This is a genomic window from Flavobacterium glaciei, from assembly GCF_003350545.1.
Classification (GTDB): domain Bacteria; phylum Bacteroidota; class Bacteroidia; order Flavobacteriales; family Flavobacteriaceae; genus Flavobacterium; species Flavobacterium glaciei.
In genome coordinates this window covers 13,520-34,508 of sequence record NZ_QQBA01000003.1, presented here as the reverse complement: position 1 = coordinate 34,508, position 20,989 = coordinate 13,520, and the positions used below count along the sequence as shown (strand labels likewise).

Here is a 20,989-nt window from a genome sequence, read left to right as displayed (position 1 = left end):
AAAGCATTTTATACACTATCTTTGTCCTTAATTTAGACAAAATCAATATAAGCTATGATAAAAGTTTCTGACACAGCAAGAAAAAAAATCATCGATTTAATGAAAGATGATGGTTTTGACGCTGCAATCGACTATGTAAGAGTGGGTGTAAAAAGCGGCGGATGTTCTGGATTGTCTTATGATTTAAAATTTGATAAAACAAAAAACGAAGACGATAAAATTTTTGTAGACAACGATATCACTATCGCTGTTGAAAAAAAATCTTTTCTGTACTTAGCTGGGACAATATTAGAATTCTCAGGAGGAATTAATGGTAAAGGGTTTGTTTTCAATAATCCTAATGCCAATAGAACATGTGGTTGCGGAGAGAGTTTCTCTCTTTAATTTAAAGATTGAAAAATTTAAAAATTAAAAGATTAATGATAGTATGACAAAATCATTTGAAGAATTTGATGTCCATAAAAAAGGTATTGTCTTAACTAAATTAGTTTTTGAATTATTAAATAATAAATCCTTGGAAAAAGAATTTGGTTTTAAGGACCAAATAAAAAGAGCAGTAGTTTCAATAACAAATAACATTGCAGAAGGTTCAGAATACAACAATAATAGACAATTTACAAGATATTTAAAAATCTCCAAAGGCAGTTGTGCTGAGGTTAGAAATATGTTGATATTATCCAGAGAGTTAGGTTTTTGCAATCACGAAGAAATTCAAAAAAGTTATAATTTAACTATTGAAATTTCTCAAAACCTTTCTAATTTTATTAAATATTTAGATACAAATAATAAAGTTTAATTTTCAATTTTTGAATTTTTAAATCTTTAAATCTTTAAATCAGAATGAGCAAATATACAGAAGACGACTTAAAAATCGAACTCGAAACTAAAGAATACGAATACGGATTTTACACCGAATTAGAATCAGAAACGTTTCCTATTGGTTTAAATGAAGATATCGTTCGCGCAATTTCGAACAAAAAAGGAGAGCCACAATGGATGACGGATTGGCGTCTAGAGGCTTTTCGTGCTTGGGAGCAAATGACAGAACCGGAATGGGCAAATGTGCATTACACTAAACCTGATTTTCAGGCTATTTCTTATTATTCAGCTCCAAAAGCGGTAGATCCCAATAAAACATTGGACGATGTAGATCCGGAACTTTTAGAAATGTATAAAAAGTTAGGTATCTCTGTCGATGAGCAAAAAATGATGAATAATGTAGCAATGGATATCGTAGTCGATTCAGTTTCTGTAGCGACTACATTTAAGAAAACATTAGGCGAAAAAGGAATTATCTTCATGAGTATTTCTGAAGCCATCAAGGAGCATCCAGAATTAGTTCGTAAATATTTAGGAACAGTTGTACCGCAAAAAGACAACTTTTATGCGGCGCTAAATTCAGCAGTTTTCTCTGATGGATCTTTCTGTTATATTCCAAAAGGCGTTCGTTGCCCAATGGAACTTTCGACTTATTTCAGAATCAATCAAGCAGGAACAGGACAATTTGAAAGAACATTATTAGTTGCTGACGAAGGCAGTTATGTTTCTTACCTTGAAGGTTGTACGGCTCCAAGTCGTGATGAAAATCAATTACACGCTGCTGTAGTGGAACTAATCGCTTTAGACGATGCAGAAATCAAATATTCAACTGTACAAAACTGGTATCCTGGAAACAAAGAAGGAAAAGGTGGCGTTTTCAACTTTGTGACTAAAAGAGGAATCTGCGAGAAAAACGCAAAAATTTCTTGGACACAAGTAGAAACTGGCTCAGCGATAACTTGGAAATATCCTTCTGTTATCTTAAAAGGAGATAATTCAACAGGAGAATTTTATTCAATTGCTGTTACCAATAATTTCCAACAAGCCGATACTGGAACCAAAATGATTCATTTAGGTAAAAACACTAAATCGACCATTATTTCTAAAGGAATTTCTGCCGGAAGATCACAGAACAGTTACAGAGGTTTAGTCCGAATTTCACCAAACGCAGACAACGCCAGAAACTTTTCGCAATGTGACTCGTTATTAATGGGGAACAATTGTGGCGCACATACATTCCCTTACATCGAAAGTAAAAATCCATCGGCAAAAATAGAACATGAGGCTACGACAAGTAAAATTGGCGAAGACCAAGTTTTCTATTGCAACCAACGTGGAATTCCAACTGAAAAAGCAATTGCTTTAATCGTAAACGGTTTCAGTAAAGATGTATTGAATAAGTTACCAATGGAATTTGCAGTAGAAGCACAAAAATTATTAGAAATTTCGTTAGAAGGAAGTGTAGGGTAATCTCTGATTACAAAACAAAACTTAATGAATCTTAATACCTTAATGGTTTAAAAATAGAAACATGTTATCAATAAAAAATTTACACGCCTCGATAGGTGACAAAGAAATATTAAAAGGAATTAATCTTGAAGTAAAAGCAGGAGAAATTCACGCGATTATGGGACCAAACGGTGCTGGAAAAAGTACACTGGCGTCTATCATTGCAGGAAACGAAAACTACGAAGTAACCGGAGGAGAAATCTCTTTAGACGGAGAAGACCTTTCGGAATTGGCACCAGAAGAAAGAGCACACAAAGGTGTTTTTCTCTCGTTCCAATATCCGGTTGAAATTCCAGGAGTTTCAGTTACGAACTTCATGAGAACCGCTATCAACGAAACGCGTAAAGCAAACGGTCAGGAAGAAATGCCTGCAAATGAAATGCTAAAAGTGATCCGTGAAAAATCAGAATTATTAGAAATCGACCGTAAATTTTTGTCTCGTTCTCTAAACGAAGGTTTTTCTGGTGGAGAGAAAAAACGTAACGAAATTTTCCAAATGGCAATGCTAGAACCAAAATTGGCTATTCTTGATGAAACTGATTCTGGATTGGATATTGATGCGTTACGAATTGTTGCTAATGGGGTTAATAAACTAAAAAGCGACAAAAACGCCATCGTAGTAATTACACACTACCAACGTTTATTAGATTATATCGTTCCTGATTTTGTTCACGTACTTTACAACGGAAAAATTGTAAAATCCGGCGGAAAAGAACTAGCACACGAACTGGAAGAAAAAGGATACGACTGGATTAAACAAGAACAAGAAGCTTAAAATTTTGTTTGAAGTTTAAAGTTTAAAGTTGCCTCGAGATAACTTTAAACTTTTAAACCTTAAACTTTAAACAATATAAAAATGGAATTAAAAGAAAAATTACTATCGTCTTTTATGGCTTTCGAAGAGCGCGTCGATGTTCATTCTGAACTTCATGACGTGAGAACTGCCGCCATAAAAAACTTTGAAAATAAAGGTTTCCCAACCAAAAAAGACGAAGCTTGGAAATACACTTCGCTAAACGCCATCTTAAAAAATGACTTTACCGTTTTTCCTAAACAAGAAAATGCAGTTGAATTCAACCATGTAAAAAAATATTTTTTACACGAAATAGACACCTATAAAGTAGTGTTTATTGATGGTGTTTTCAGTTCACATTTATCGTCAACCACACACGAAGGAATTGATGTTTGCTTGATGTCATCGGCATTGACAAAACCAAAATACAAAATGGTTATTGATGCATATTTTAACCAAATTGCCAACAAAGAAGAAAGCTTAACTTCCTTGAATACAGCTTTTGCTATTGAAGGAGCGTATATCAACATTCCAAAAAGCAAAGTAGCAGACAAGCCTATTGAAATCATGTATTTCTCAACAGGAAACGAAGCGGCTCTTTTGGTTCAACCACGAAACTTAGTGGTTGTGGGTGAAAATTCACATGTCCAAATTATTGAGCGTCATCAAAGTTTAAACGAAAATCCAGTGTTAACGAATTCTGTTACCGAGATTTTTGCTCAAAAACGTGCTATAGTTGATTATTACAAAATCCAAAACGATACGCTTGAAGCTAATTTAATAGATAACACCTACGTTTCTCAACAAAAAGAAAGTCACGTTTCGGTTCACACCTTCTCTTTTGGAGGAAACTTAACGAGAAATAACTTGAATTTTTATCATTTTGGAGAACGATTGACAAGTACGTTAAACGGAATCACGATTATTGGTGAAAAACAACACGTAGATCATTATACATTAGTGAAACATGCGGCTCCAAATTGCGAAAGTTTCCAAGATTATAAAGGAATCTATGCTGATCGCTCTACAGGTGTTTTCAACGGAAAAGTATACGTAGAAAAAGACGCTCAAAAAACGAATGCGTTCCAAAAAAGCAATAATATTTTATTGAGCGACAAAGCGACAATAAATGCTAAACCGCAATTAGAGATTTTTGCTGATGACGTAAAATGTTCTCACGGTTGTACCGTTGGACAATTAGACGAAACGGCAATGTTCTACATGCAACAACGCGGAATTCCTAAAAAAGAAGCCAAGGCGTTATTGATGTATGCATTCTCGAATGCCGTTATAGAAAACATCAAAATACCAGAATTAAAACAACGAATTACCAAAATCATCGCCACAAAATTAGGGGTGAAATTGGGATTTGATTTGTAGTTTTTAACACAAAAATCGCAAAGATTTACGCACAAAGGGCACAAGGTTTTTTTCTAAACTTTGTGCCCTTTTCGGTTAAATTTTAGTCTCTTACTGCAATAATAAACATTATAATTCCTATAAAAAACAACACAAGACCTCCCAAGAAACAAAATGTATTTATTATTGAGTAACCTAAATTCGTAGAATAACCTAAACCTATTAAAAACCAACCTCCAATTATCATTAAAACTGATTGTATAACTTTATTCTTTATCATGAATATTATTTCTTCACACTTTCAATTATATCTCTCAACATTCCATTAAAGTCGAATTCAGGATCTTCTTTCAATCCCATTCTTACAACTACTAAATCAAGTGATGGAATAATCGCCACCATTTGCCCCTGAAAACCGCTGCAATAATACATATCTCTAGGCACATCACGGAATGATCCGCCGGCATTAAGCCAAAAATGACCACCATATCTTCCCTCAGATCTATTGGTAGGAGTTACAGTGTATTTTACCCAACTTTCGTTGAAAATTTGTTCACCGTTCCAATTACCGTTATGTAAATACAACAACCCAAATTTAGACCAATCCCTCGTTGTAGCCCAACCGTAAGATGAACCCACATAATTTCCCGCCATATCGGTTTCGATAACCATAGAGTTCATTCCTATTTTATCAATCAAAGCGCTGTACCAAAAATCTAAATATTCCTGATGCGTTTTGAACTGCTTACGCAAAATTCCCGAAAGCAAATTAGAAGTTCCAGAGGAGTAGTTCCATCGCATATTGGGTTTATATTCTGCCGGTTTCTCAAGTTGCGCGCGAGTCATGTCTTCGGCTTGAAAAAGCATTTTTGTAGCATCACATATAGAAGCGTAATCCTCTACCCATTGTAGACCGGAATTCATGTGCAGCAAATCACTTGTGGTTATCAATTTTCGGTTGTCATTTGCCCATTCTGGAATTGGAGCAGGATCATCAATGTCAAATTTTCTTTGTTTTTCCAAAACTCCAAACATAGCGCTCGTGATACTTTTTGTCATTGACCAACCCAGAATTTTACTGTTTTTATCGAAACCTGTATCATACTTTTCGGCAATAATTTTATCTTTATAAATCACTAAAAGGGAACGCGTTCTCTTTTTCAATTCTCCTTTTTTATCGAAAGCATTGGCGACAGCCGCATTCAATTTAGCATAATCAACATTAGCAAAAATGGTGTCTTTAGGTTCGTTATTTCCAAACGGAAAAGGTAAATTGTTATTCAATTTTGTTCTTTTGGGAACTAAATACGGTTTTGAAACATCAAAATCATCATTGATTAAAGTGGCTCCCAAACCCTCGCGGTAAATTGCTTTTCGCTCTTTCAAACCATAAACTGAAGCAACGGCAAACTTTCCGGCTTCTTCAATATTGTTTTTGGCCAAATCAATCATGTCGATATCATTGTCGCCCTTCTCAATCATTTCCTGCGAGCGATTATCAATAAAATGTCCTGAAGCCATACTTTTGGCCGAAAAGCCAGAAATTAAATCCAGTTTTGGATAAGTGGTGAACCCCAAGTAAAAGATTCCGATTAAAGACGCAAAAACAACGAGCTTGAAGATTTTTTTCATAGAAAATTAATTTGAAGCAATTTAATAAAAAAGAACCACATTCTTGAAATACATTGTACTACTGAAAAATCATTTTTCTGTGAACAAATTTTTTTAAACCATTAAGAAATTAAGTTTCATTAAGAACTAATACCTTAATTTTTCTTAATTTCTTAATGGTTAAATTTATAAAGAGAAATTGTTTCATAAAATCTTCCGATTTACAAAAAAGTAAGATTTGAAGTTGTATTATATTTTTCTAAATCGTGAATAGTAATAACTTTTATTAACAAGTGTTTGCCAAAAATTAATTCCAATTTCACTACTTTTGTATTTAGAAAAATTCTAAATAATGAAGAGCTAATTCCAAATTAGTTTCTCAAAAAAAATGTTTGCTTATATTGTTCAAATGGACCAATACAAACATTAAAAACAAGCCGAAAAATGTTAGATATCAATAAGATTAGAGCCGACTTCCCTATACTTTCGCAAAAAGTAAACGGAAAACCATTGGTTTATTTTGACAATGGAGCCACTTCGCAGAAACCACAAGTGGTGATTGATGCAATTTCAAAATATTATCAGGAAATCAACGCTAATATCCATCGTGGTGTTCACACGTTGAGTCAATTAGCAACCGATGCGTATGAGGTTTCTCGTGGGAAAATTCAAAATCACATTAATGCTAAGTTTGCTTATGAAGTGCTTTTTACTTCGGGAACAACGCATGGAATAAATTTAGTTACTAATGGATTTGCTTCGATTTTGAAACCAGGCGATGAAGTTTTAGTTTCTGCATTGGAACACCACAGCAATATTGTGCCTTGGCAAATGTTATGCGAGAAAACGGGAGCAACTTTGCGCGTGATTCCCATGAATCTTGATGGCGAATTGATTATGTCAGAGTATGACAAATTACTTTCGGATAAAACCAAAGTTGTTACCGTAAATCATATTTCGAATGCATTGGGAACTGTCAATCCAATTAAATATATGATTGACAAAGCACATGCAGTTGGCGCGGCAATTTTGATTGACGGAGCGCAAGCTGTTCCACATTTAAAACCAGATGTTCAGGAATTAGATTGTGATTTTTATGTATTTTCAGGACATAAAATATGTGGACCAACAGGAACTGGAATTTTATACGGAAAAGAAGCGTGGTTGAACAAATTACCGCCCTATCAAGGTGGAGGCGAAATGATTAAGGAAGTGACTTTCGAGAAAACTACTTATGCAGAGTTGCCTCATAAATTTGAAGCTGGAACACCAAATATTGCCGGAGGAATTGTACTAGGAACCGCTGTGGATTATATGAATGAAGTTGGTTTTGACAACATTCAACAGCAAGAAAAGGAATTATTAGAATACGGAACGAAACGATTATTAGAAGTTGAAGGTTTAAAGATTTTTGGTACCGCCAAAGAAAAAACTTCCGTAATTTCGTTTAATATTGAAGGTATTCATCCGTACGACATTGGCACCATAATTGACAAATTAGGAATAGCCGTACGAACAGGTCATCATTGTGCACAACCCATTATGGATTTCTTTAAAATTCCTGGAACTATAAGAGCGTCATTTGCCTTTTATAATACCAAAGAAGAAATTGACGTAATGGTTGAAGCTATTAAAAGAGCGCAACTCATGTTGTCCTAAAAATCACAAATATCAACACATGAAAATTCTATCCTTATTATTTCTGACTATTTTCCTAGGCAACGGTTGTGATAGCGCAAAAGCGCAAGATATTGAAACCGCTGCTATTGAATACACAGCCAACACTAGAGGTTTTTATCAAAAAATAACAGTGAAAAATCAGATGTTGACGGTGTCAAAAGACAGAGATGGAAATGATAAACCGATACCAACAAAAATATCGGATGCAGACTGGAAAGAGTTACTAGATTGTTTTAAAAAAGTGGAATTAGATAGTTTATCCAAATTTAAAGCACCAACAGAAAAACGTTTTCATGACGGTGCGGCTATTGCCAATTTGAAAATCATCATCAAAGATAAAAACTATGAAACGAATAGTTTTGATCATGGTTTTCCACCAAAAGAAATTAAGAAATTCGTGAATACGATAACTTTATTAGCTAAAGAAAAAAACTGAAAATAAATTCAGCATAGTATGAAAATTAAAGAAATACAAGAAGAAATTGTTGACGAGTTCTCCATGTTTGACGACTGGATGGAGCGTTATGAATACATCATCGAATTAGGGAAAAAACTTCCTTTAATCAAAGAAGAATTCAAAACCGAAAACAATCTGATTAAAGGCTGCCAGTCTAAAGTGTGGTTGCAAGGAGAACAAACGGATGACAAAATTGTTTTTACTGCCGATAGCGATGCCATTTTAACTAAAGGGATTATTGCGATATTAATTCGTGCTTTTTCCAATCAAAAAGCGTCTGATATTCTCGAAGCCGACATGAATTTTATTGATGAAATAGGTTTGAAAGAACACTTATCACCCACTCGCGCTAACGGTTTGGTATCGATGATAAAAAACATAAAAATGTATGCATTGGCGTTCAACACGCAGAATTAATTTCGATATTCGTATGAAAAAAATATTTTTTACAATGATAATTTTGGCCTGTAATATTGTTTTCTCACAAACAGTAATACCGGAAAAATATTCAAAAATAAAATTTGTTTATGAACAAAAATCAAACTTTTTCATTGAGAATGACAAAGTGTATGCAGACACATTATTACTCCAATTTCAATACCCAAAATTAAAATTTTCAAAAGTAATAAGTCCTCTTGATTCGACAAAAATTGTTGGATTTATTGAAATTAAAAATTTTAATTACGAAGATAAAAAAATACTAGAAAGTACTTTATACCATACCACTAACACTATAGAAGGAACCTATGATTTGAAAAAGAATAAAACGAAACTATTCTTCAAGAGAGGAAATAAAGCTTTAACCGAAATTTTCAAAAAATATTTTGGTGGTAATTATAATACATTCCTATTCAATATTATTGTTGATTACAATTCAAAACAAATTGATACAAACTATCCGAGGAAAAATTATTCAGAATCATTTGATTCACAATTAAAAAAAATCAATTTTATAAATGGCAATAACTGCTTAGGAACATACACTTTTCAAACCAATAAAGGTTATTACACCAATACAGTCACTCTAAATAAACAGTACAACAATAAAATTACCCCTGGTACTATATTTTCAAATACTAATTTTGGAGTTAGTGAAATTGTTTCCTTATTTGACACAACCACATTAATATCAGTTATTTACGAATAATAAAAATTAAAAATTAAAAAAATGACACAAGAAATAGACACCACCGAGTTAGGAGAATCAATCGTAAAAATATTAAAGACTATATACGATCCGGAGATTCCTGTAGATATTTACGAATTAGGATTAATTTATGACGTAATGGTCAATACTGATTACGAAGTAAAAATCTTGATGACACTTACCTCTCCAAACTGCCCGGTTGCAGAAAGTTTACCAAGAGAAGTGGAAGAAAAAGTAAAATCATTAGAGAATGTAAAAGATGCTGAAGTAGAAATTACTTTTGATCCGCCTTGGAGCAAAGATTTAATGAGCGAAGAAGCTAAATTAGAATTGGGAATGCTTTAAATTAGTCCTAATGTCAAAAGTCATAAAGTCTCAAAATAGTTGACTTTATGACTTTCGACTTTCGACTTTAAGACTTCAAAAATGGAAGAAATAATAAATAAAGTTGCAAATAGTGTTTTGGAAGTTTTCGACCTCGAAGATTATTATCCAAAAGGGATTCGTACGCAAATCGATATTTCGAAATGGCTTTTAGAAGGTTTTTTATTGAAAGAAAAAGACTTTAGAGAGGAATTAAAAAATCATGATTGGTCACAATACCAAGATCAATTTGTGGCTATTCATTGCAGTACAGATGCTATAGTTCCGGCTTGGGCTTCCATTTTGGTTGCGATTCAATTAGCGCCGTTTGCAAAGAAAATCATCAATGGAACTTTAGAAGATTTAGACGCTTCACTCTATGAAGAATTGTTGCCTAAAATAGACTACTCGGTTTATAAAGATAAGCCAATTATCATAAAAGGATGCTCCAGAAAACCGGTTCCTATGAGGGCTTATGTATTAGCAGCGCATTACTTGCAACCTTTTGCACGAAGTATTATGTATGGCGAAGCGTGCTCTGCCGTTCCGTTGTACAAAGCACCCAAAAAGGGATAAAAAATCTACTATTTAGAATAGTTTAAAATATATTTTAGAGAAAAAACATGAAAAAAATAGCTTTTTCTGTAGTGTTTCTTTTTGCAATGCTTTCTGCTACTGCGCAAGAAATGGCAACAGACACGATAAAATATTGGACCAAAAAGGGAAATATATCACTGCTTTTTAATCAATCGGCTTACAATAAGCAATGGCTGGGTGGTGGAACTTCGAATATTGCGGGGAATTTTGGACTGAATTATGACTTCAATTATAAAAAAGAGGATATCGTTTGGGACAACAAATTCATATTAGCATATGGTTTAACCAAAATAAAAGGAGACGAAAAAACTGCAAAAACAGACGATCGTCTGGAACTGAATTCTCTTTGGGGAAAGAAAGCCAAAGGACAGTGGTATTATTCTATGTTTTTCAATTTCAAGACTCAAATGGACACTGGATTAGACAAAAATGATGATAAAATATCCCATTTTTTCTCTCCGGCTTATTTCCAGTTGGGACCAGGAATACTTTGGAAAAAGAGTGATAATTTGAGTGTCAATTTTTCTCCGGCGACAGCAAAACTAGTTGTTGTTCATCCTCACTTTACTGAATTTGGACCTTCGTTTGGAGTATTGCAAGGCGATTCTACTCGATTTGAGTTTGGAGCCAGTATTACGGCATACTATAAATTCAATATCATGACGAATGTATCTGTAGAAAACCGACTGAATTTATATTCCAATTATTTAGATAATCCTCAAAACGTTGATATTGATTACCAAATGAATGTCATTATGAAGATAAACAAATACTTGTCGGCTAACGTAGCGTTACAAGCCATTTATGATGACAATTCGATTCAAGCCGTTCAGGTTAGAGAAGTATTTGGATTAGGCGTAAACTACGGTTTCTAAAAAAATAAATTTTTATATAAAAAGACCTTTAGAAAATTTCTAAAGGTCTTTTTTGTTCTGTAGCAGATTGATATAGCTTTTTTTAATCTTTGTTGCAAACGCTATAATTTGTTTCTTAATTTAAGTTCGTACTCGTTGCAAACAAGCGCCAGAGAATGTGGACAAACGAGCGACAGTTGAGTCCAGCAATATTGCTGTTAGCAAGGCTTTTAATAATTTATAGATTTCGCGCGTTCTGGGTCAACCATTGTCCAATAAACTTTGTAGAAATCTTTCTTTTTCGAATTCTGTTTCTTAATTAGTTCGGAAAAATAATTTTTAAGGTTTTCTTTTTCAGGTGATTCTTTAAAAAGCAAATCTGTACCATTTTCGTCAAAAACCATAACAGATGCGTAAATATGTTTCCATTCTTCAGTTCCATTAGTGTACACGTTATATTTTTTTCCATTTGAGTATAAGTCAACTTTTTCCCAAACTAAAATTGGATATTTTTTATTATTTGGATAAATAGTTTTATCCCATTTTCCGAATTTATCAAACATCACTTTATGTGTATATAATGCAGAATAAACACATTCGAATCTTATTTCATTATATGTGATTGTATCTTTGTTATAAATAGTTTCATATTTTTTATCTAATATTTCTGTATACTTATTCTCGAAGTATTGTGAACATATAGCTTTATCAACTATTTTTTGAGAAGTTGAACAACTAAAAATTAAAAATAATGAGATTATCAATAAAGTTTCTTTCATAGTTTTTTTTTAAATATTTGTTACCTTTTTGCTGCATTGAGATGGCTAGAAGTTCATAAACGCTTAGCTTTCGGCTTAACGAAAACTTGATGTGGAACGATAATTCCACTAAATTTCGGTAAATTCAAAATGGCGGTTATGCAACGTTTTTAATATTCGTAAGAGTAAATTTCGTCTTTGATGTTTTTTCTTTTTAGCACAATAAATTCTTTTCGTAATTCAATGCTATCATAAATTGGTTCTTTAGTTAAAGTTCCATTAACATTTATCAATCCAATTTTGTTGTTCTGCTTGATTATAAAATATCTCCAATTTTGTGACGATTTAATTTCATCATAAATGATTGGAATTATTGTTTCATTTTTGGAGTTTATAATGCCAAATTTATTTCCCTTTTTTATAATTTGAAATATATTTTCACCCATTGCGTGGTGTCTTAGAGTTTCAATTAATTCAATTTTTTCATCTAAGTCAATATTGTTTTTTGAATTTTGGAGATCAATAATTTGCGCTTTATTATGTTTTGTAGCAAATATTTTATACCCGTCAACTGCGAAAAATTTATATTCTTCTAGAATTATATTTTTCCCATTATAATCATAAATGCCATTCAGATTATTTTCATTTTCGGTTATATAAAAGTCATCATTTTCTGTTGATGAAACATTTTTATATTTTACAGGTATAATAATTTTTCCATTCGCATCACATAATCCATCTGTTGAATTATTTTTCCAGAGAATAAATCTATCATTTTTGCGTGGTAAAATAAATCTAAATTCTATCGGTACTAGTTCTGTATTTTCAAGAGAAAAAAGTCCATTCAAGCTATTTTTACGTACAATCAATCGTTGATTTTCATACTCTATGAAATCATATTTAAATGGAATTATAATGTTTTGTAAACTGTCCGTTATACCGAATTTGTTATTCCTTCTTTCAATAAATCGATTTTCCTCAATCTTCATTTTAGAATCTTGAGAATAAATTAATATTGATAAAAGTAGAAACAATATAGTTGGAATAGTTTTTTTCACTGTTGTCTTTTTAAAATGTTACATAACTTGTATGAAGGCACTACTTCATAGCGTATTACTTTCAAATATACACTTTAATAATTATCTTACAAATCATCAAATGGACTTTTTATTCGTAAATAATCGTTATCGTTACTCCGCATGAAGGATGGCAGCGGAAATCCTCCCGATTTTTCTTCGGGAGATTGCAACGAACAGCCTGACGCAGCTGTAACGCAGAGAAAGCTGGGACATGCCCAAAAAAAATCCCTCTTGAAAATATCGAAAGGGAGTTTGTAAAGCAGGTACTATATATTTGGGCTTACTATGTGGTAATTCTAGTAATTTACTACTAACCTTTTTTTAAATTTCGTCATTAGTTTCAGTTTTCAAGGTTAACTTTAAGGTTAAAAACCCCAGTAATCCTGCAATTAGTGAAGAAATTAAAATTACTAATTTAGAATTATTGATGATTATATTACTTTCAAATGCCAGTAATGTTATAAATATAGACATCGTAAATCCAATACCACCAAGTAATCCAACACCCAAAATTGATTTCCAATTTAGTCCAGCAGGAAGTTTGCAAAATCCAAAAGATACTGCTAGAAATGTCAAAATAAATATCCCTAGTGGTTTGCCAACAACAAGTCCAAATGCAATTCCCAGACTATAGTTTTCAGTAAGGGTTTGCGAAAGGTCACCACTAAAAATAATTATTGTGTTAGCTAATGCAAAAATTGGTAAAATGATAAAAGCTACTGGCTTGTGTAAAAAATGCTGTAAAACATAGGAAGTAGATTTTTCATCTCCATTACCAAACGGAATGGCAAATGCCAATAGAACACCTGTAATTGTAGCGTGAACGCCTGACTGCAACATAAAATACCACATGGCAATTCCGCCAACCAAGTACGGTATCAGGTTTCTGACCTTCATTCTATTAAAAATCAACAGTAATCCAAAAATTCCTAATGCTATAAAAAGATTTGTAAATATTAATGTTTTTGTGTAAAATACTGCAATAAATATCATTGCAAATAAATCATCAATAACAGCTAATGCAGTCAAAAATATTTTCAGAGAAAGCGGAACTTTATTTCCCAACAACGATAAAATACCTAATGCAAAGGCAATATCTGTTGCCATTGGAATTCCAATTCCCGATTGTGTTGCTGTTCCATAATTGAACACCAAATAAATTCCGGCGGGAAGCAATAATCCACCAATCGCCCCAAATATAGGAAACAAAGCATTTTTGAAATTTGAAAGCTCACCCCTATAAATTTCTCGTTCCAATTCTAGGCCTATTAGCAAAAAAAAGATTGCCATCAGCCCATCATTAATCCAATGCTCTATGGTCAAACCTACTACTTTGATTTGAAAAAAGTTACTATAATCTGTGCCAAAAATAGAGTTTGCAAGAATTAATGATACAATTGTACAAGCTATTAAAACTAATCCACCTGCTTTTTCACTGTCAAAAAATTCTTTAAATAGTTTAGTTGCTTTCATTTAATTTGCTCTTACTGTTAATTATTTAATCGGTTGTTTTTAGTGGAATGAATACCTCGCTTCAGTTCCTGTTCTACTTCACTACTTGTCGGTTTCTAGTATATAGTATTTTATCATACTAAGTATCAAATTTCCGAAACACCTAATATAAAAAAATAATCCAATAATTTGGCGTTTAATATTTAGAAACAGGCCTTCGCTTTAATGATAAGCGAACTCGACTTCCACGGAATTATACACTGTTTAGTTTAAACATGTCTTCTTTAGTATCGTTTGTAGCTAAAATATATATTTATAGACTAAGAGACTCTGCAACAAGGTTATTAAAAGCCTAAAGAAAATATAACATCTATATTAAGAATTGAAAAAAAATCCCTCTTGAAAACATCAAAAGGGATTCTGTTGCTTCACTAGCGCTGTTCTCGACTGCGCTCGAACTGACAGCTGTATATTAATAAATTGAAAATTATTCGTTTTCTTCTTCGTCTTTGTCTTCTTTTTCCACCGCGTCTTTATAATCGGGATATAAAAATTTATTGTACGGAAAACGGGTTATGTGAATTTGTCTTACGGATTCGTAAACGCGCTCTCTGAACTCCTCAAAATTTTCTTTCTCGGTAGCGGAAATAAATAACGCATTTTGCTCTCCTACTCGACTCATCCAAGTCGCTTTCCATTCTTCTAGCGTGTAATGTCTTGGCGTTTTTTCGGTCATTAAATCATCTTCATCAATAGTCAAATGCTTGTAGGCATCGATTTTGTTGAAAACCATAATAACCGGTTTGTCATTTGCCTTGATGTCCAATAACGTTTGGTTTACGGATGCAATATGATCCTCAAATTCCGGATGCGAAATATCAACAACGTGCAATAACAAATCTGCTTCGCGAACCTCATCCAGCGTACTTTTGAAAGAATCAACCAGTTGTGTTGGCAATTTCCTGATAAATCCTACGGTATCCGAAAGCAGGAAAGGCAGGTTTTTGATAACTACTTTTCTAACGGTGGTGTCCAACGTAGCAAAAAGTTTATTCTCTACAAAAACGTCACTTTTCCCAACGGCATTCATCAAAGTCGATTTCCCCACATTGGTATACCCCACCAAAGCGACGCGTACCATGGAACCGCGATTGCCTCTTTGCGTTCCCATTTGCTTGTCGATTGCTTTGATTTTATCTTTCAATAAAGCGATTCTATCTCGTACAATACGTCTGTCTGTTTCAATCTCTGTCTCTCCAGGTCCACGCATTCCAATTCCCCCTTTTTGACGCTCAAGGTGTGTCCACAATCCCGATAATCGAGGCAACATATAGATACATTGTGCTAACTCTACCTGCGTTCTTGCATACGAAGTTTCGGCACGTTGCGCAAAAATATCCAAGATAAGGTGCGTTCTGTCCAGAATTTTACATTCAGTAATGATTTTAGATATATTTTTTTGCTGTGAAGGCGATAATTCATCATCAAATACCAAAGTCGAAATATCATTTTCTTTTACAAAATGATGAATCTCTTCAATTTTTCCAGTTCCTACAAAAGTCTTAGGATTAGGACGTTCCATTTTTTGCGAAAAACGTTTCACCACTTGACCTCCTGCGGTAAAAGTCAAAAACTCCAATTCGTCAAGATATTCGTTTAGTTTCTCTTCACTTTGGTTTTGAGTTACAATACCAACTATAGCCGTTTTTTCGAAATTTATTACTTCTTTTTCTAACATATTTTTGAATAAGTTACAAATTTAATGATTTGTAAGGGACTTATTGGGTTCTGGGTTTATAAAAAAATCATAACGTGTGAATAATGATAGTATTTTGGTCGAGCCAAAAATTAAGTTAAGGAGAAAATTTCGTCATTAATAAAAAGTATTCTGCCACAGTTTAAAAGGATTTTTCTCGTTTTGATATATCTAAATATAGAGACAGACAACTCACAATAAATCAAAAGATATTTTACTAAATACTGTAACGATTAAAAAGTTATAAAAGTTAAATAACAAATTAATCTGTGTTAATCTGTGTTAATCTGTGAAATCTGTGGCTAAAAAATAGTGGTGAATTTGCGGTTGTTTTAAAACCTCATACGTTTGCCTTGCTTACTTTAGCAGTTCCATTGGATTTTTAATTATTTTTACCAGAATTTAATCCCATTTGAATGAATCGCTTTTTGACAATACTTATTGCATTCTTGGCTCCTCTTTTTCTTTTTGCCCAAAATAATTCTGAACAATTATTGCAGGAATTAGATGAAACAGTTGCTGATTACCAATTGTATTCTGATAAAAAAGAGGTTCAAATCAACAAACTCAAAGAACTGCTAATTTCTACTTCTTCCGATATTCAAAAATATGATGTTTACGGAAAGTTGTATGCGGAATATAAATCGTATCAATCAGATTCTGCTTTGATCTACGCTCGAAAGAGTTTTCAAATTGCCGAAAAACTAAATGATATTGAAAAGCTAAATCATGCCCGATTAAATCTAGCTTCCATCATGGGAACATTAGGAATGTACAAGGAAGCTACGGATATTCTTAATCATATCAACATCACAACTTCACCCGAATTAAAAGGCTATTATTTTACCGTAAATAGCGTCGTTTATGGCTATATGTCTGATTATGCGGCTTCACTTCAGGAAAAAAAGAAGTATATTATTTTAACAAAAAAGTACCGTGATTCTTCTTTAAATTATTACAAACCGCAATCAAGCGCCTATATTATGGCGAAATCCAGTACGCTTCTTGATGCAGGAAAACACAAGGAAACACTGGTTTTATTACTGAACTATTTCCCAAAAATTTCGCAAAACAGTGATGATCGAGCGGTTATTGCCTACATTATTTCACAGGCTTATCGCCAAAAAAAAGATGCTGAGCAGGAAAAAAAATGGTTAACTATTTCGGCTATTTCCGATTTGCAGTTGGCCAAAAAAGAATATATTTCGTTGCGTTCGTTGGCTTTTCTAATGTATGAAAATGGGGATATTGACCGCGCTTACAAATACATAAAACGCTCGCTTGAAGATGCTCTTTTTTGTAATGCACGCTTACGAACCTATGAAATATCGAAGATGTTGCCCATTATCAACGAAGCATATCAAAAACAAAATGAAACCAATCGATTTCAGTTGGTACTGTTTTTAATAAGTGCGAGTATATTATCCGTGTTCCTGTTGGCGGTGCTTTTTTTATTTTTTAAGCAAATGAAAAAATTGTCCAAAGCAAAGCAGGATTTAAGTTTGGCTAACAGTAAGCTTTCAGAATTAAATGCAGAATTGAACACTTTCAATGAGAAATTGAACGAAACCAATTATACGCTGACCGAAGCCAATTTTTTGAAAGAAATATATATCGGCCGTTACATGGATCAGTGTTCAGACTACATTGGAAAACTAGACGAATACCGCCGAAAATTGAATGTCATGGCAACAACAGGAAAAATGAACGACCTGATAAGTGCCGTAAAGTCAAAACAGTTTGTCGAAAATGAACTCGCAACATTTCTAACGAATTTCGACAAGACGTTCCTGCAACTCTTTCCTAACTTCATAGCAGAATTCAGCTCTTTATTGATTGATGACGAAGCCATACAATTGAAAGAAGGCGAACTGCTAAATACGGAACTACGGATTTTTGCACTCATTCGTTTGGGCATCAAGGACAGCGCAAAAATTTCGACTTTCCTTCGGTATTCGGTGTCCACAATTTACAATTACCGTTCGCAACTCAAAAACAAAGCAGCAGGTCCACGAGAAGATTTTGAAGCTAACGTAATGCGAATTGGAACCAATTTAAAATAGAAAAATACTGTTTTTCTAGAAGGTCTTTGGGATTAAAACCATCTCAATGACCACTTTTTTAGTATAAATCTACCACTTTTTTTAAACACTAAATTTATATAATAAACAGTTATTCAGTATCTTGTGTTTAAAAATGAGAAACGCAATCTACTTTTTTATGATGACAAAAATATGTAGTGTATAAAGCGTTTACTTTTACCTTTTCGAAATGTGGAAAACACTGCGTTCTTCAATACATTCATTTCGTGAAAATCACAATCTATTACTAAACCTAAAATATTAATTTATCAAATTCGATTAAAAAAATGAAGCAATTTTTTTTCACTGCCCTAATGTGGCTCGCGTTTTTTAGCCCTGCACAATCGCAGCAGTTAAAATCACCAAATGGAAAATTTGTAATGGAGTTCTCCTTACAAAACGACGGAACTCCAAGTTACAGTTTAAATTACAAAAGTAAAGCAGTTGTAAAACCAAGTAAATTGGGTCTTGAGTTGAAAAACGACAAAAAATCGTTGTTAAATGATTTCACAATTGTTGAAACAAAAACTACTACTATTGATGAAAACTGGAAACCAGTTTGGGGAGAAGTAGCCTCCATTCGCAATCATTACAACGAATTAGCAGTAACCTTAAATCAAAAAGAAACCGATAGACAAATTGTGATTCGTTTCCGTTTGTTTGATGATGGTCTAGGATTTCGTTATGAATTCCCTTCTCAAAAAAACCTTACTTATTTTGTAATCAAGGAAGAAAGAACCCAGTTTGCCATGGCAGGCGATCATACCGCGTTTTGGATTCCGGGTGATTATGATACGCAAGAATACGATTATACGACGTCCAAACTATCAGAGATTAGAGAATTATCAGAGAAAGCAACTACTGAAAATGTATCGCAAACTTCTTTTTCAACAACAGGAGTTCAAACTTCATTGATGTTAAAAACCGCGGACGGATTGTATATCAATTTACACGAAGCAGCATTAATCGATTATTCATGCATGCATTTGAATCTAGATGATAAAACTATGGTTTTCGAATCGTGGTTGACACCTGATGCAAAAGGAGACAAAGGATATATGCAAGCTCCACATCATTCGCCTTGGCGTACCATAATTGTGAGTGACGACGCAAGAGAAATTCTAGCTTCAAAAATGACATTGAACTTGAACGACCCTAACAAAATTGAAGATACATCATGGATAAAACCGGTTAAATACGTAGGTGTTTGGTGGGAAATGATTACTGGAAAAAGTTCTTGGGCGTACACGGATGAATTTCCTACGGTGCAACTTGGCGTTACTGATTTTTCAAAAGCAAAACCGAATGGAAAACACGGTGCGAATAATGCTAATGTAAAAAAATACATTGATTTTGCAGCGAAACACGGTTTTGATGCGGTTTTAGTAGAAGGCTGGAATGAAGGTTGGGAAGACTGGTTTGGTCATTCTAAAGATTATGTTTTTGATTTTCTGACTCCATACCCGGATTTTGATGTCAAAGGATTGCATGAATATGCCAAATCAAAAGGTGTTAAAATGATGATGCACCATGAAACTTCGGGTTCTGTGCGTAACTACGAACGCCACATGGATAAAGCGTATCAGTTTATGAAAGACAATGGATACGATGCTGTAAAAAGTGGTTATGTAGGTTCTATCATTGAAAATGGCGGAAATCATTACAACCAGTTTATGAATAACCATTATCAATTCGCAATAGAAAAAGCTGCTGATTATAAAATTATGTTGAATGCGCACGAGGCAGTTCGCCCAACAGGAATTGCAAGAACATATCCAAACTTAATTGGTAATGAAGCGGCAAGAGGAACCGAATATCAATCTTTTGGAGGTTCTAAACCAAATCACGTTACCGTGTTGCCTTTTACACGTTTAGTGGGAGGACCGATGGATTATACTCCTGGAATTTTTGAAATGGATTTGAGTAAAATGAATAAAGACAACAATTCTCATGTGAATAGCACACTTGCAAATCAATTGGCATTGTATGTAACGATGTACAGCCCGTTGCAAATGGCAGCTGATACGCCAGAAAATTATGATCGTTTTCCAGATGCATTCCAGTTTATCAAAGATGTAGCAATTGATTGGTCGGACAGTAAATACCTGGAAGCAGAACCTGGTCAATATGTTACCGTTGCTCGTAAAGCAAAAGTGACTAACAATTGGTTCATCGGTAATGTAAATGGCGATACTTCCCGTACCTCAACCATCAAATTTGATTTCTTGGAAAAAGGAAAAAAATATGAGGCTACGATTTATGCTGATGCAAAAGATGCTCATTATAAAACCAATCCGCAAGCGTATACAATTCGTAAAATCAAAGTAATGAACCAATCGAAACTGTCACAACTTAGCGCTCCTGGTGGAGGTTATGCGATAAGCATCGTTGAAATCAAGAAATAACTAACTACAAAAGGCTGTCCAACTAGACAGCCTTTATATTTTGGTATTATAAAATCCTGCAAGGTTTCTAAAACCTTGTAGGTATCATTTTTATTAGATTTATATACCTACAAGGTCAAAAAAAACCTTGCAGGAAAACCAGTTTATCTCAAATTAATGAGATTCAAATAATTCTAAAATAATAATCAAATTCAGATAAAAAGTAATTAATTATAAAAGGCTGTCCAACTAGACAGCCTTTTTATTTTGGTATTATAAAATCCTGCAAG

The 20,989-nt window shown here is 33.5% G+C and carries 19 protein-coding genes; 14 read left to right on the top strand and 5 right to left on the bottom strand.

The window, feature by feature from the left end:
• The first annotated feature begins 54 nt into the window (after positions 1-54).
• The 5 genes from DFR66_RS03610 (at position 55) to sufD (ending at position 4,501) form a co-directional block, all read left to right on the top strand.
• On the top strand, positions 55-384 hold the full coding sequence (locus DFR66_RS03610; protein ID WP_114753489.1) for a HesB/IscA family protein: 330 nt from the start codon (positions 55-57) through the stop codon (positions 382-384).
• A 43-nt stretch (positions 385-427) separates the two neighbouring features.
• Positions 428-796, top strand: coding sequence for a four helix bundle protein (locus tag DFR66_RS03605; protein ID WP_114753488.1), 369 nt, complete (start codon positions 428-430; stop codon positions 794-796).
• Between the two features lie 44 nt (positions 797-840).
• Positions 841-2,289 (top strand): Fe-S cluster assembly protein SufB, encoded by a 1,449-nt coding sequence (sufB, locus tag DFR66_RS03600; RefSeq protein ID WP_114753487.1) that lies wholly within the window; start codon positions 841-843, stop codon positions 2,287-2,289.
• 61 nt (positions 2,290-2,350) lie between these two features.
• Complete coding sequence (sufC, locus tag DFR66_RS03595) at positions 2,351-3,103, top strand: Fe-S cluster assembly ATPase SufC (RefSeq protein ID WP_114753486.1); 753 nt, start codon at positions 2,351-2,353, stop codon at positions 3,101-3,103.
• An 81-nt stretch (positions 3,104-3,184) separates the two neighbouring features.
• On the top strand, positions 3,185-4,501 hold the full coding sequence (gene sufD / locus DFR66_RS03590) for a Fe-S cluster assembly protein SufD (protein ID WP_114753485.1): 1,317 nt from the start codon (positions 3,185-3,187) through the stop codon (positions 4,499-4,501).
• Positions 4,502-4,765: 264 nt separating this feature from the next.
• On the opposite strand, the gene DFR66_RS03585 is transcribed toward sufD, so the two are convergent.
• Positions 4,766-6,112, bottom strand: coding sequence for a serine hydrolase domain-containing protein (locus DFR66_RS03585; RefSeq protein WP_114753484.1), 1,347 nt, complete (start codon positions 6,110-6,112; stop codon positions 4,766-4,768).
• Between the two features lie 423 nt (positions 6,113-6,535).
• Here DFR66_RS03585 and DFR66_RS03580 point away from each other — a divergent pair, with 423 nt between their 5' ends.
• The 7 genes from DFR66_RS03580 (at position 6,536) to DFR66_RS03550 (ending at position 11,210) form a co-directional block, all read left to right on the top strand.
• Positions 6,536-7,750: an aminotransferase class V-fold PLP-dependent enzyme gene (locus DFR66_RS03580; protein ID WP_114753483.1), complete on the top strand. Its 1,215-nt coding sequence runs from the start codon at positions 6,536-6,538 to the stop codon at positions 7,748-7,750.
• Between the two features lie 19 nt (positions 7,751-7,769).
• Positions 7,770-8,207: a hypothetical protein gene (locus tag DFR66_RS03575; RefSeq protein ID WP_114753482.1), complete on the top strand. Its 438-nt coding sequence runs from the start codon at positions 7,770-7,772 to the stop codon at positions 8,205-8,207.
• A gap of 18 nt (positions 8,208-8,225) precedes the next feature.
• Entirely contained in the window at positions 8,226-8,645 is a 420-nt protein-coding gene (locus DFR66_RS03570) for a SufE family protein (RefSeq protein WP_114753481.1), read from the top strand.
• Between the two features lie 13 nt (positions 8,646-8,658).
• Positions 8,659-9,375 carry a hypothetical protein gene (locus tag DFR66_RS03565; protein ID WP_114753480.1) on the top strand — a complete coding sequence of 239 codons (717 nt, stop codon included), beginning with the start codon at positions 8,659-8,661 and terminating at the stop codon, positions 9,373-9,375.
• A 21-nt stretch (positions 9,376-9,396) separates the two neighbouring features.
• Positions 9,397-9,720: an SUF system Fe-S cluster assembly protein gene (locus tag DFR66_RS03560; RefSeq protein WP_113636249.1), complete on the top strand. Its 324-nt coding sequence runs from the start codon at positions 9,397-9,399 to the stop codon at positions 9,718-9,720.
• A gap of 81 nt (positions 9,721-9,801) precedes the next feature.
• Complete coding sequence (locus tag DFR66_RS03555; protein WP_114753479.1) at positions 9,802-10,314, top strand: DUF2480 family protein; 513 nt, start codon at positions 9,802-9,804, stop codon at positions 10,312-10,314.
• A gap of 47 nt (positions 10,315-10,361) precedes the next feature.
• Positions 10,362-11,210, top strand: a complete 849-nt coding sequence (locus DFR66_RS03550; RefSeq protein WP_114753478.1) for a DUF3078 domain-containing protein — start codon at positions 10,362-10,364, stop codon at positions 11,208-11,210.
• Between the two features lie 209 nt (positions 11,211-11,419).
• Here DFR66_RS03550 and DFR66_RS03545 read toward each other — a convergent pair whose 3' ends face one another.
• The 4 genes from DFR66_RS03545 to hflX form a co-directional block, all read right to left on the bottom strand.
• Entirely contained in the window at positions 11,420-11,968 is a 549-nt protein-coding gene (locus DFR66_RS03545; RefSeq protein WP_114753477.1) for a hypothetical protein, read from the bottom strand.
• A 149-nt stretch (positions 11,969-12,117) separates the two neighbouring features.
• The gene (locus DFR66_RS03540; protein ID WP_146841082.1) at positions 12,118-13,005 is read right to left on the bottom strand and encodes a WG repeat-containing protein; all 888 of its coding nucleotides are present in this window, start codon (positions 13,003-13,005) and stop codon (positions 12,118-12,120) included.
• Between the two features lie 342 nt (positions 13,006-13,347).
• Complete coding sequence (gene nhaA, locus DFR66_RS03535; protein WP_114753475.1) at positions 13,348-14,499, bottom strand: Na+/H+ antiporter NhaA; 1,152 nt, start codon at positions 14,497-14,499, stop codon at positions 13,348-13,350.
• Positions 14,500-14,965: 466 nt separating this feature from the next.
• On the bottom strand, positions 14,966-16,216 hold the full coding sequence (gene hflX / locus DFR66_RS03530; RefSeq protein WP_114753474.1) for a GTPase HflX: 1,251 nt from the start codon (positions 16,214-16,216) through the stop codon (positions 14,966-14,968).
• Positions 16,217-16,650: 434 nt separating this feature from the next.
• Between hflX and DFR66_RS03525 the strand changes: the two genes are divergently transcribed.
• Together DFR66_RS03525 and DFR66_RS03520 are read left to right on the top strand one after the other, a co-directional pair.
• Positions 16,651-18,297: a DUF6377 domain-containing protein gene (locus DFR66_RS03525; RefSeq protein WP_114753473.1), complete on the top strand. Its 1,647-nt coding sequence runs from the start codon at positions 16,651-16,653 to the stop codon at positions 18,295-18,297.
• Between the two features lie 305 nt (positions 18,298-18,602).
• Positions 18,603-20,720 carry a glycoside hydrolase family 97 protein gene (locus DFR66_RS03520; RefSeq protein ID WP_114753472.1) on the top strand — a complete coding sequence of 706 codons (2,118 nt, stop codon included), beginning with the start codon at positions 18,603-18,605 and terminating at the stop codon, positions 20,718-20,720.
• Positions 20,721-20,989 lie beyond the last annotated feature (269 nt).

What these genes read in the sequence shown, in the direction of transcription:
- DFR66_RS03610 (WP_114753489.1), top strand. Translation starts at nt 55, where the DNA reads ATGATAAAAGTTTCTGACACAGCAAGAAAAAAAATCATCGATTTAATG.
- DFR66_RS03605 (WP_114753488.1), top strand. Translation starts at nt 428, where the DNA reads ATGACAAAATCATTTGAAGAATTTGATGTCCATAAAAAAGGTATTGTC.
- sufB (WP_114753487.1), top strand. Translation starts at nt 841, where the DNA reads ATGAGCAAATATACAGAAGACGACTTAAAAATCGAACTCGAAACTAAA.
- sufC (WP_114753486.1), top strand. Translation starts at nt 2,351, where the DNA reads ATGTTATCAATAAAAAATTTACACGCCTCGATAGGTGACAAAGAAATA.
- sufD (WP_114753485.1), top strand. Translation starts at nt 3,185, where the DNA reads ATGGAATTAAAAGAAAAATTACTATCGTCTTTTATGGCTTTCGAAGAG.
- DFR66_RS03585 (WP_114753484.1), bottom strand. Translation starts at nt 6,112, where the DNA reads ATGAAAAAAATCTTCAAGCTCGTTGTTTTTGCGTCTTTAATCGGAATC.
- DFR66_RS03580 (WP_114753483.1), top strand. Translation starts at nt 6,536, where the DNA reads ATGTTAGATATCAATAAGATTAGAGCCGACTTCCCTATACTTTCGCAA.
- DFR66_RS03575 (WP_114753482.1), top strand. Translation starts at nt 7,770, where the DNA reads ATGAAAATTCTATCCTTATTATTTCTGACTATTTTCCTAGGCAACGGT.
- DFR66_RS03570 (WP_114753481.1), top strand. Translation starts at nt 8,226, where the DNA reads ATGAAAATTAAAGAAATACAAGAAGAAATTGTTGACGAGTTCTCCATG.
- DFR66_RS03565 (WP_114753480.1), top strand. Translation starts at nt 8,659, where the DNA reads ATGAAAAAAATATTTTTTACAATGATAATTTTGGCCTGTAATATTGTT.
- DFR66_RS03560 (WP_113636249.1), top strand. Translation starts at nt 9,397, where the DNA reads ATGACACAAGAAATAGACACCACCGAGTTAGGAGAATCAATCGTAAAA.
- DFR66_RS03555 (WP_114753479.1), top strand. Translation starts at nt 9,802, where the DNA reads ATGGAAGAAATAATAAATAAAGTTGCAAATAGTGTTTTGGAAGTTTTC.
- DFR66_RS03550 (WP_114753478.1), top strand. Translation starts at nt 10,362, where the DNA reads ATGAAAAAAATAGCTTTTTCTGTAGTGTTTCTTTTTGCAATGCTTTCT.
- DFR66_RS03545 (WP_114753477.1), bottom strand. Translation starts at nt 11,968, where the DNA reads ATGAAAGAAACTTTATTGATAATCTCATTATTTTTAATTTTTAGTTGT.
- nhaA (WP_114753475.1), bottom strand. Translation starts at nt 14,499, where the DNA reads ATGAAAGCAACTAAACTATTTAAAGAATTTTTTGACAGTGAAAAAGCA.
- hflX (WP_114753474.1), bottom strand. Translation starts at nt 16,216, where the DNA reads ATGTTAGAAAAAGAAGTAATAAATTTCGAAAAAACGGCTATAGTTGGT.
- DFR66_RS03525 (WP_114753473.1), top strand. Translation starts at nt 16,651, where the DNA reads ATGAATCGCTTTTTGACAATACTTATTGCATTCTTGGCTCCTCTTTTT.
- DFR66_RS03520 (WP_114753472.1), top strand. Translation starts at nt 18,603, where the DNA reads ATGAAGCAATTTTTTTTCACTGCCCTAATGTGGCTCGCGTTTTTTAGC.